11 protein-coding genes are annotated in these 11,331 nt (G+C 41.6%); 10 read left to right on the top strand and 1 reads right to left on the bottom strand.

The window, feature by feature from the left end; genetic code table 11:
- The first annotated feature begins 157 nt into the window (after positions 1-157).
- The 8 genes from F9817_RS22895 (at position 158) to rfbC (ending at position 7,803) form a co-directional block, all read left to right on the top strand.
- Entirely contained in the window at positions 158-526 is a 369-nt protein-coding gene (locus F9817_RS22895) for a hypothetical protein (protein WP_161158527.1), read from the top strand.
- Positions 527-601: 75 nt separating this feature from the next.
- On the top strand, positions 602-1,288 hold the full coding sequence (locus F9817_RS22890) for a YjbF family lipoprotein (RefSeq protein WP_161158526.1): 687 nt from the start codon (positions 602-604) through the stop codon (positions 1,286-1,288).
- Positions 1,288-2,058 (top strand): capsule biosynthesis GfcC family protein, encoded by a 771-nt coding sequence (locus tag F9817_RS22885; protein ID WP_161158525.1) that lies wholly within the window; start codon positions 1,288-1,290, stop codon positions 2,056-2,058. The genes F9817_RS22890 and F9817_RS22885 overlap by 1 nt, the downstream gene beginning before the upstream one ends.
- Positions 2,055-4,250, top strand: coding sequence for a YjbH domain-containing protein (locus tag F9817_RS22880; RefSeq protein WP_161158524.1), 2,196 nt, complete (start codon positions 2,055-2,057; stop codon positions 4,248-4,250). Before F9817_RS22885 ends, F9817_RS22880 begins: the two co-directional genes overlap by 4 nt.
- A 107-nt stretch (positions 4,251-4,357) precedes the next feature.
- Positions 4,358-5,425 carry a dTDP-glucose 4,6-dehydratase gene (gene rffG / locus F9817_RS22875; protein ID WP_161158523.1) on the top strand — a complete coding sequence of 356 codons (1,068 nt, stop codon included), beginning with the start codon at positions 4,358-4,360 and terminating at the stop codon, positions 5,423-5,425.
- 42 nt (positions 5,426-5,467) lie between these two features.
- Entirely contained in the window at positions 5,468-6,346 is an 879-nt protein-coding gene (gene rfbA / locus F9817_RS22870) for a glucose-1-phosphate thymidylyltransferase RfbA (RefSeq protein ID WP_161158522.1), read from the top strand.
- Positions 6,346-7,224, top strand: a complete 879-nt coding sequence (gene rfbD / locus F9817_RS22865) for a dTDP-4-dehydrorhamnose reductase (protein WP_161158521.1) — start codon at positions 6,346-6,348, stop codon at positions 7,222-7,224. The genes rfbA and rfbD overlap by 1 nt, the downstream gene beginning before the upstream one ends.
- 33 nt (positions 7,225-7,257) lie before the next feature.
- Positions 7,258-7,803 (top strand): dTDP-4-dehydrorhamnose 3,5-epimerase, encoded by a 546-nt coding sequence (gene rfbC / locus F9817_RS22860; protein ID WP_161158520.1) that lies wholly within the window; start codon positions 7,258-7,260, stop codon positions 7,801-7,803.
- Positions 7,804-7,915: 112 nt separating this feature from the next.
- Here rfbC and F9817_RS22855 read toward each other — a convergent pair whose 3' ends face one another.
- A complete protein-coding gene (locus tag F9817_RS22855) occupies positions 7,916-8,935 on the bottom strand; it encodes an acyltransferase family protein (protein WP_161158519.1) in 1,020 nt (339 codons plus the stop codon).
- 297 nt (positions 8,936-9,232) lie between these two features.
- Here F9817_RS22855 and F9817_RS22850 point away from each other — a divergent pair, with 297 nt between their 5' ends.
- Together F9817_RS22850 and F9817_RS22845 are read left to right on the top strand one after the other, a co-directional pair.
- Positions 9,233-10,597, top strand: coding sequence for an MBL fold metallo-hydrolase RNA specificity domain-containing protein (locus tag F9817_RS22850; protein WP_161158518.1), 1,365 nt, complete (start codon positions 9,233-9,235; stop codon positions 10,595-10,597).
- Positions 10,597-10,959, top strand: coding sequence for an endonuclease domain-containing protein (locus F9817_RS22845; RefSeq protein ID WP_161158517.1), 363 nt, complete (start codon positions 10,597-10,599; stop codon positions 10,957-10,959). The genes F9817_RS22850 and F9817_RS22845 overlap by 1 nt, the downstream gene beginning before the upstream one ends.
- Positions 10,960-11,331 lie beyond the last annotated feature (372 nt).

The following is an 11,331-nucleotide window of genomic DNA, read 5'->3' as shown; positions in this document are numbered from 1 at the left end:
GTTTTATTATTACATAATTTATTGTTTTAAAAGCTAAAGTGGTAATGTTTTTTGTTTACAGCAAGGTGACTATTTTTCTAGAATCGTAGGGAAAGTTTAATAGACTTTCACATCGATGTTTAATATTAAACTTAGTATATTAATTAAGGGTTAAATTATGAAAAAAATCGCGTTAGCTCTAATCTTTGCATTAGGCGCGGTTGCTCCTTCTTATGCAGCTGTTGGAGTAACTGGTAGCGCTAGTGGTTCTGGCGGTTCTGGTGCAAGCGCCGGTGCAGGTGCTGGTGCAGGTGCAGGTGCAGGCACTGGCACTGGTGTTGGTACTGGTGTCGGTGTTGGTGCTGGTGGTGCTGCTGGTGCAGCAGGCGCTGCGGCAGCGGTTGGTAGCGTTTCTGTTGTTTCACTTAGTGTTGCTGGTGTTGTTGCTGCAGGCGCTATTGTTGCTGCTAGCGATAATAACGATGACAACAACAATGATGGTGCAGCTACATCAACGTCAACATCAACGTCTGTTACTGCGTTATAATCGACAAAAAGTAATCACAAGCAACCACGAAAGTGGTTGCTTTTTTATACCTATTATTATTCAAAGTTAATATTTATGCTGAAGACAGCTATTACAGTAAGCTCACTTGCATCGCTTCTTTTTCTTTCTGGATGTTCAGAAAACACACAAGGTCTTAATCAGACTCTTTATTCAGCGATTATTGGCCCGGAAGAAACAAATATTACGCAAGAAATGGTCGATAATATTCCCTATGCGAGTATGTATACCCGGTTAGGTGATAACCCTCAGGCGTTGTTAGTGCTTGGATGGGTTGAAAACAATACTTATCCAGCGAGGTTAAAATGGGTTGCTGCTAGCAAAGAAATGATAGTGACTGAAGCGGGAAGAATTGTTAAAACGGTCAATTTATCAAATGGCGGTAATCTTCTCTCTCTTCAATCGACTCAACGCGATCCTTTAACGCTTGGTATATTGCACAGTTCGACTCCGAAGCATTGGCAATTTACGTTGAGCTGGATGCCTGGGTATCATATGAACTATCAAGCGCACTCCACATTTATGGTCGGTAACCTTGAACGCGTGTCATTGCCGAATCGTACTGAAAATCTTATTCATGTTACTGAAACCGTGGCTATTGATAAGCTCTCAGTAACATACACCAATAATTATTGGGTGAGTCCAACATCAGGGCAAGTGGTTACCTCTCAACAGTATTTATATCCTGGTTCATACCAAATCGGACTTTCCATTGGTAAAGCATTCCATGGAGAGAAAAAGTAATGAGAAGATTCTTTAAATTCATTCAATCTTCCCTTTTGATAATGTCGATGACTACGAGTGCGGTTATATTTGCAGCGCCTACTGAGTTTATTGTTAATTATCATCAACAAAACAGTTATGTGAACTTTTCCGCAGTACCTAGGCTAAATCAAGCCGTTTTGAGTATTTTGCACAAGGAAAAGATCGATTCTAAAAAGGTTAACTGGCTATCATCAAGTTTGTTCGATTTATCTGCACCTTATGCATTTCGTCATCGAGTTCTCAGCATGGTAACAGATCAGGCTAATATCGCAGATAATCATGATGACCGAACATATTGGAATCATTTATTAACTCAGTTAGAGCATTGGCAATACTCTAAACGGATTTTTTTACCTGTTGATCCTGATATGACGGGGTTAAATAAAGATGATAACCCAACGTTAGCGGGTAAGTGGTTCCTCCGCTTAAATGAGAATCCAAATACTGTTTGGGTGTTAGGTCAAGTTGATCGGCCGGGCAAATATGAATGGCGCAATAGAACCAGTGCTAGACAGTATATAAAGAGCGCTCATTGGGAGAGCTATACAGAGTTTGTCTATGTTATTCAGCCAGATGGTCGAGTTGAAAAACAATCTGTCGCGTATTGGAAAGATAACTTTTTAGAAGTCGCTCCTGGGGCCATTATTTTTGTGCCAATGCCTTTTATTCAATCATCGCTACATCCTGAATACACCATTAATAATCCGAACGATATGATCGTTGAATTATTGAGAAATCGCATTCAATGAAGAAATTATTTTTTAATGCTACAAAGCCATTGAGCTTATGTACAGCAGCCGTACTGTCCGTTTTTTCTCCACAGAGTCTGTCAGATGAATTCAGTGGCCCAGTATTACAACACTCTCAATCAGATTTTGGTGGTGTAGGGTTAATGCAGATGCCATCGGCACGGATGATGGATGATGGCGAGCTAAGTTTAAATATCACTCGCAATGATGAATACATTAATTATGCAATTTCATTGCAGCTTTTTCCGTGGTTAGAGTCAACCATACGTTATACCCAAGTGTATGATTTACTTTATAGCGATGATGAGTCTTTTAGTGGTTCAACAAAATATACAGACAAATCTATCGATTTGAAGTTAAACCTTATCAAAGAAGGCTACCTGTTACCTGATGTGTCAATTGGTTTACGAGATATCGGTGGTACAGGGCTGTTTGATGGGGAGTATGTTGCGGCCAGTAAACAGTTTGGTCCTTTTGATATTACTCTTGGGTTGGGGTGGGGCTATATTGGTAACCGTGGCAATCTAAGTAATAAAACAGCCGATACTACCGATTGTGGTCGCGATTCTGCTTTTACCTCTACTGGGGGAAGTCTTGAGGCTGGTCGCATGTTTACCGGCTGTAAAGCATTATTTGGCGGTATTGAATATCAAACGCCTTTTGAGCCGCTTGTGCTTAAACTCGAATATGATGGTAACGACTATCAAAGCGATTTCCCTGTCACTAGGGGAAGTATTTCAATGCCAGATGATACGCCGTGGAACGTTGGCCTTGTGTACTCTTTAGCAGACTGGGCGAAACTTCGCCTTAGTTATGAACGAGGGAATACTCTTTCGGCAGGCATTTCTGTAGCAACCAATCTTGCAAACTTGCGTCCTACCTGGCTAGAAGATAATAAGAAACCTAGTTATGCACCGAAACCAACGACATCGGATCTGACGCCAAAACAATGGAAAAAGCTGACTGAGGATTTGGGTAATATAGCCGGTTATCGTGAAGCATCGGTCTATCAAAGTCGTCATACCATTACTGTTGAAGGTGAGCAGAAAAAGTATCGAGATCGGAAAATTGCTGAAGAAAGAGCTGCTCTTCTTATTGCGAATACGGGGATTAATGCCAAATCGTATCGCATTATTGAAACGAAGCAGCATTTACCGGTAACCCAGACTGAAATTAACGCTTATTCGTTCAAGCGAGTTGCAGACAATGATTATCCAGAGGCAAAGTTTGATGATGCAAGACAGTCTCAAGAAACGACGCCTGTAGAAGGTCAGCTCAAAGCGAATTCTGTTAATGATTTGTCGTACGGTTTATCTCCGTCACTGAAACAGTCGTTTGGCGCCTCTGAAGGTTTTTATCTGTATGCCTTGGGTGTTAATGCGGGGATAACATACAATGCGGGCCGGCATTTTGTTTTTTCTGGCGGGTTATACGGAGATATCAACAATAACTACGATAAGTTTAAATATACAGTGCCACCAGATGGCACTAGCTTGAAACGGGTTAGAACTCTGGCAAGACAATATTTAGATCAGCGTGTTTTGGTAAGTAATCTGCAATTAACCTATTTTGATCGCTGGTCTGATAATTTGTATGCACAAGCTTATGCGGGCTATCTCGAGACCATGTTTGCTGGTTATGGTTCAGAGCTTTTGTATCGTCCAAGAGATACTAATTGGGCGATTGGTATTAATGGTAACTATGTTATCCAGCGTGATCCCAATAGCCTATTCGGTCTCTTTAAGCAGGAAAGACATTACGATTCGCAAACTAATCGTTATTACAATGTGCAAACCGGCGGTTACACGGGCCATGCCACATTATATTGGGAACCTCAATTTACTTCTCTCTTAGACAATACTCGTCTTAAAGTGAGTGTGGGACAGTATCTTACTGGGGATAAAGGCGTCACTGTCGATTATTCTAAACAGTTTGATAGTGGTGTGATTGCTGGTGTGTTTGCCACCAAAACTAACCTATCTGCCGCAGAATATGGTGAAGGCAGTTTTACCAAGGGCTTTTATATTTCGATTCCATTCGATGTTATGACGGTGAAGCCAAGCGTTAATAGAGCTAACTTGTCTTGGCAGCCTCTGACCCGTGATGGGGGGCAGATGTTAGGTCGGAAATACGGTTTATACGATTTAACTGATGCTCGTTCTCCTTGGTTTACGCGAGCAATCGCAGAGTAATGTAAGAAAGATACCTTACGTATGTACATCCGTATACTTCATAGTGTACGGATGTGATTAATATGGTTTGAAACGTCAATTGTTAAATATAACTGGTTGTTTATAATATGAAAATTTTAGTTACGGGCGGGGCTGGTTTTATCGGTTCTGCTGTTATTCGCCACATCATCAATCACACACAAGATTCAGTGATTAATGTCGATAAACTTACCTATGCAGGTAACTTAGAATCTCTTTACTCTGTCGATAAGAGTGAGCGCTATGCATTTGAACATGCTGATATTTGCGATCGAGCTGCTATGGATCGCATTTTTGCTCAACATCAGCCAGATGCCGTGATGCATTTAGCGGCGGAATCTCATGTCGACCGTTCGATTGATGGGCCTGCTGATTTTATTGAAACGAATATTGTCGGCACTTACACATTATTAGAAGCAACTCGTCATTATTGGAATGCGTTGGATGAATCTCGTAAGAATGCATTTCGTTTTCATCACATCTCAACAGATGAAGTGTATGGGGATCTAGAAGGAACGGATGATTTCTTTACTGAAACGACGCCATACTCTCCATCAAGCCCTTATTCTGCCTCTAAGGCATCCAGTGACCATTTGGTTCGTGCTTGGCTTCGCACTTATGGATTACCAACGTTAGTGACTAACTGCTCTAACAACTATGGGCCTTATCATTTCCCTGAAAAGTTGATTCCTCTAATGATCTTAAATGCGTTAGATGGAAAATCACTGCCAGTTTATGGTGATGGAATGCAGATTCGGGATTGGCTGTTTGTGGAAGATCACGCTCGTGCACTGTACAAAGTAGTGACTGAAGGCGTTGTGGGAGAGACGTACAATATCGGTGGTCATAATGAGAAAGCCAATATCGAAGTTGTGAAGACTATCTGTGCGCTACTAGAAGAATTAGTGCCGAATAAACCTGCAGGTGTCGAGCACTATGCTGATCTGATTACCTATGTGACTGACCGTCCTGGACACGATGTACGTTATGCCATTGATCCTAGCAAAATTGGTCGTGAACTTGGTTGGGTGCCTGAAGAAACGTTTGAGTCTGGTATTCGCAAAACAGTGGAGTGGTACTTGAACAACACTGAGTGGTGGAGCCGCGTGCTAGATGGATCATATTCCATGGAACGTTTGGGCTCAGCTGAAGCCTAAGAATATTTTTAGTTTTAGTTTTAGTTGGTAAGGTTATAAAAAATGAAAGGAATTATTCTTGCTGGTGGCTCTGGCACTCGCTTGTATCCGATTACTCGTGGCGTGTCTAAACAATTGCTTCCTATTTACGATAAACCCATGGTGTTTTATCCGATATCTACTTTAATGCTTGCCGGTATTAAAGATATTTTGATTATCACTACACCTGAAGATAATGAGAGTTTTCGACGCTTATTAGGTGATGGTTCCGATTATGGAATTAACTTAAGCTATGCGATACAAGAAAGCCCAGATGGTTTAGCGCAAGCGTTTTTAATTGGTGAAGAGTTTATCGGTAACGATAGTGTTTGTTTGGTGCTGGGCGATAATATTTTTTATGGTCAATCATTTACGCATACATTGCGTCGAGCGGCTGAGCGAGAAAATGGCGCTACTGTATTTGGTTATCAAGTGAAAGACCCTGAGCGTTTTGGTGTGGTGGAATTTGATGATGAAATGCGTGCCGTATCGATAGAAGAAAAGCCTGAAAAACCTAAATCGAATTATGCAGTGACGGGGCTATATTTTTACGATAACCGCGTGGTGGATTTTGCTAAGCAAGTGAAACCTTCTGCGCGTGGTGAACTAGAAATTACCACACTGAATGAAATGTATTTGAATGATGGTACATTGAACGTTGAGCTACTAGGTCGCGGATTTGCGTGGTTGGATACGGGAACTCATGATAGCTTACATGAAGCCTCTTCTTTTGTTGAAACAGTTCAAAACGTTCAAGGTCTAAAAGTGGCTTGTCTGGAAGAGATTGCATGGCGTAATGGTTGGCTTTCTGATGACGAAGTAGCCACTCTCGCTGAGCCTATGATGAAAAATGATTATGGGCAATATTTAATGCGCTTGATTAATGAAGTAAGAGAGAAGTAATGAAAATTTTGATCACCGGTAGTAACGGGCAAGTGGGTACGTGTCTAGTTAATCAGTTAGCGAATACAGGGCATGATGTACTGGCGTTAGACCGTGATAAATTAGATATAACCGATTCTGAGCAGGTGATGTCTGCCGTTCGTGATTATTGTCCTGATGTGATCATTAATGCAGCGGCTCATACCGCAGTCGATAAAGCGGAAAGTGAAAGTGAGCTTGCTTTCGCTATTAATCGTGATGGTCCCCAAAATCTAGCTCAAGCTGCACAGCAAGTTAATGCGGCCATTTTGCATATTTCTACGGATTATGTGTTTGCGGGTAATAAAGTGGGTAGTTACCTTGAATCGGATGATACCGATCCTCAAGGGGTTTACGGTAAAAGTAAGCTTGAAGGTGAACTCGCGGTAGTTTCTAGCTGTGATAAACATATTATTCTACGTACCGCTTGGGTATTTGGTGAAAGTGGAAATAATTTTGTAAAAACTATGCTGCGTTTAGCCCAATCAAGAGACTCTCTTGGTGTTGTCGGGGATCAGTTCGGTGGCCCTACTTATGCTGGTGATATTGCAGCTGCTTTAATCCATATTGCGACAGCGGTAGTTGAGCAGGGTAATAGTGATTTTGGAACTTACCACTTTTCTGGATTGCCTCACGTAAGCTGGGCGCAATTTGCGCAAACCATTTTTGATAAAGCGCTGGAGCAATCTGTGTTGTCGAGCAAACCTATCGTTAACTCAATCACCACGGCAGATTATCCAACACCAGCGAAGCGACCTGAGAACTCTCGCTTAGATACGCAGAAAATTACTCAAACGTTTGGTATCGCAGCCAGTGATTGGCAGGCAGCGTTATGTCATTTAGATGACTATATGGCATAAACTCACCCTTAACGCATTTGTAAAGAGTAGAAAATGAAAGTAATAGATACAAAAATAGCTGACGTAAAAATTATTGAACCGCAAGTGTTTGGTGATGAACGTGGCTTTTTTATGGAAACATGGCAACAAAACAAATTTGAAGAGCTTGTGACGGGCAAACCAACGGTGTTCGTTCAAGATAACCATTCTAAATCGAAGAAAGGCATTTTACGTGGTTTGCATTACCAACTAGAGAATACTCAGGGTAAGCTGGTTCGCGTGGTTTCAGGTGAAGTGTTTGACGTCGCGGTTGATATGCGCAAAGGTTCGGCAACATTTGGCCAATGGGTTGGTGTTTATTTATCCGCTGAAAATAAACGTCAGTTCTGGATCCCTGCTGGTTTTGCGCACGGTTTCTATGTGACGAGTGACGAAGCTGAGTTTGTTTACAAGTGTACTGATTATTACAATCCAAAATCTGAAGTGAGTTTACTTTGGAATGATAAAACGGTTGCTGTGGAATGGCCATTAGATGGTGAACCTTTACTCTCTGCGAAAGATGTTGAAGGACTGGAATTTAGCCAAGCACCACGACTATAGTTTTCTTCTCAAGAGCCTTGTTATACATTCGAAAGCCACCTACTTAGTTAGGTGGCTTTTTTACATCTAACATCGGTGAAACCAAGTTAGCGTTATGGTTGCTAGCTTATAATTACCCCGTAAACACCATTCGAATGTTTTTTTTCATACCATTTGGCAGGGACTCTTTATTGATGATCAGGTTGACTATGCGGGTTTGGAGATACGTAATTATTCCAGCGGAAATATATGTGAGTAAGTACTTTTCAAGATAATGATTATCAGGCAATAGCGTAATGAAGAGAATGTGCCATAGGTAAACCCAGATAGAGTTTTGTGCCACAAAAAATACTACACCCGATAATTTTATTGATTCTACAAACGAAACGATTTTGTCGCTGATAGACCACAATATGGCAAAGACAAAAATAGAGTAAGAAAAATAATAAAACGAAGGGGGATACTTGTAGTCTTGTGTTGAGATTGAGCTGTCCGTATAGCTACCTAGGTACCAACGTGTGATAACAAAGGTCGCGATTGCCACAAGAAACGTTGCGATAAGTTCTGGTTTTTTGAACTGATAAATGCGTAGACCAAGCGCAAAAATCAATGAGTAAGCAAGCACGTAGTGACTAACTAAAGAGATTAAACGCAGTTTACCGCCGTGAATGTAGGGCAATGAATAATAACGGAATACCTCATAAGCGATAGCGAGTATGGCTAATGTTAGCAGATAACGAGTGTTGCTCTTCTCTTTTTGATTCCAGTGGTAAAGAAGAGGTGATACTAACGCGACGAGTAGGAATACTCGAATAATCCACACATAACCAATGCCATCGGTAAGCAAATACGATTTGGCCATGATTTTGAGACTAAGGTCAATGGTATGAGGGAATACATGCGTCATCAGCAAGAAGAATATCGATAAAAATGCCCATACAGGAAGTACCAAACGTTTAAATCTTTTCCATACGTAAAGCGAAAATGTTTCTTTATTTTTGAAGCTAATGGAAAAGGAAATACCAGAGATGATGACCATGATCGGAACGTCGAAGTTACGAATTTGCATGATGAGATCTGGTGGTTCGACGTGGGCGAGTATAATCATGGATAGGCCGATGAACCTTAAAAGATCGATTCTTTTGTCTCTCATTTTTCTAACCTTATAAGTGTTAATAATCGATTTAAGGCTATCATTCGAAATTAAGAGGCTATCGAGCTTAAGTGAGGTTTTTGTTAATAATTTTAGTCTGGAAATCGGATCGCAAAAGAGTGTTGTGGTTGCATATTTTTTACAACGATTTGGTACGGGTGTGTTTAGTCGGTGGTGTTTATTTTTGAGTATTGAGTGATTTCTCGAGTCATACCGAATTTTTTATTCGCTGACTTAAAGAGATGCGCAGAGATTTTTCCTATGGTTATACAGGAATGAATGATCTAGGGAGGAAGTATGTTGCAGCATACTGTTGTGCATCATGGTGGTCATCATACGGTCACTGGTTCATGTCATGAGCTGAAATGGGGAGCAAGCAGCCTACTTATTGATTGCGGATTATTTCAAGGAAATGAACGATCAGAGCAAAGTTTAGAGATTGATTTCTCGCTTGATTCAGTTTGTGGGTTAGTGCTTACTCACTCTCATATAGACCATTTGGGTAGACTTCCTTGGTTGATTGCCGCTGGTTTTCGTCAACCAATTTACTGTACTCCAGCGACGGCTGAATTGGTCCCTTTAATGCTTGAAGATAGCCTCAAGCTGCAAACTTCGTTGACAGCTAAACAGAGCAGTAAAGTTATCGATGTGATTAAGCAGTTGATGGTTCCAATGGAATATGGCCATTGGTATTCCATTGATTGGTTTAATCACAACTCTGCTGATATCGCCTATTTTAACGAGTGGTCGGTCGATCTTCGTTTTAATCCTGCAGGCCATATTCTTGGTTCTGCGTTTATTGAATGTCGGTTGCCAAACGAAGACATCGTGGTTTTTTCTGGCGACTTAGGCCCAACACATACGCCTTTACTCCCTGACCCGATTTCTCCACCTCGTGCTGATTACCTCTATATCGAAACAACTTATGGAAATAAATGCCACGAAAGTGTTGAGCAGCGCAGTATGCGCTTGGCAATGATTATTGATCGATCATTAGCTGATGGTGGGGTGATATTAATCCCTGCTTTTAGTGTTGGGCGCACTCAGGAGTTGTTATTTGATATTGAACGATTGATACATGAACATGATTTACAACCGGATATCCCCATTATTTTGGATTCTCCAATGGCAAGTAAAGTCACTGAGTCTTATCGTCACTTTAAGATGTTGTGGGGTAAAGAAGCTAAAAACCGTCTTTCTCAGCATCGTCATCCTCTAGCATTCGAGCAATGTATTACGATTCCGGATTATGCCTCCCATTTGAAGTTGGTGAATCGCTTGGCGTCAACAGGAGAGCCTGCGATTGTTGCTGCTGCATCCGGTATGTGCGAAGGGGGAAGAATTATTGACTATCTGAAAGCTTTATTACCTGATTCACGTACTGATGTTATTTTCGCTGGCTATCAAGCAGTTGGAACCTTGGGCCATGAGCTGCAAAGTGGTCAAGGCCACGTTGATATTGATGGGGTGCAAGTTGAAGTGAACGTTCACATTCACTCTATGTCCGGTTACTCTGCTCATGCTGACAAAGAGGATCTATTACGCTTTATTCAAGGTATTAAAGAGAAACCGAAATCCATCCGCCTGATTCATGGGGTTAAGACTGTCCAAGAAGATTTCGCCCAAGAGTTAAAGATGCTTGGATATGACGTGGAATCCTGATGGGAAGAAAAGGTCGCTTTGATTGTTCTCAAGCTCGCTCACTGCGTAATTCAATGACGTACGCAGAAAAGACGTTGTGGTCAAAAATACGTAGCAAGCTGCTTGGGGTTAAATTTCGTCGTCAACATCCGTTTGGGTTTTATGTTCTGGATTTTTATTGTGTGCCATTAAAGTTGGCGATTGAGGTTGATGGAGACAGCCATTTTACTGACGAAGGCCGCAAACATGATTCTGCTAGAGATGAGTTCTTATATTTAAATGATGTGAAGCTTCTGCGCTTTACCAATTTAGAAGTGATACAACACATTGATTCTGTATTAGAACAGATTTGGGATGAAGTGAATCATTTGCTCCAATCTTGATGATAACCTCAGGCTCGAGATCGCGGTGATAACCCCCTCTAACTCCCCCTGGAAGGTGGAGAACTGGATCGAGTTTGCTGAGCATTCATCGAACTCCAATCAGATTTGAATACGCAGGACAAGCTCCCTCCCTTTGGGGCGAGTTGGTGAGTGGGACCACAGCGAGTCCGTGGGTGAGGGAATTGTGGTGCGTTCGGAAATACTGTTAACCCCATGAATTGTCGATGAACTTAGTGATGAGATCGTGGTGATAACCCTTTCTAATTCCCTCCTGGAAGGTGGAGAACTGGATCGAGTTTGCTGAGCGTACATTGAACTCCAATCAGATTTACACAGGCAGAACAAGCTCCCTCCCTTTGGGGAGGGTTGGGG

The organism is Vibrio eleionomae (assembly GCF_009874545.1).
In the GTDB taxonomy this organism is placed as follows: domain Bacteria; phylum Pseudomonadota; class Gammaproteobacteria; order Enterobacterales; family Vibrionaceae; genus Vibrio; species Vibrio nitrifigilis.
Note: the sequence above shows the minus strand (reverse complement) of the source record. Positions and strands in the feature narration are given on the sequence as shown.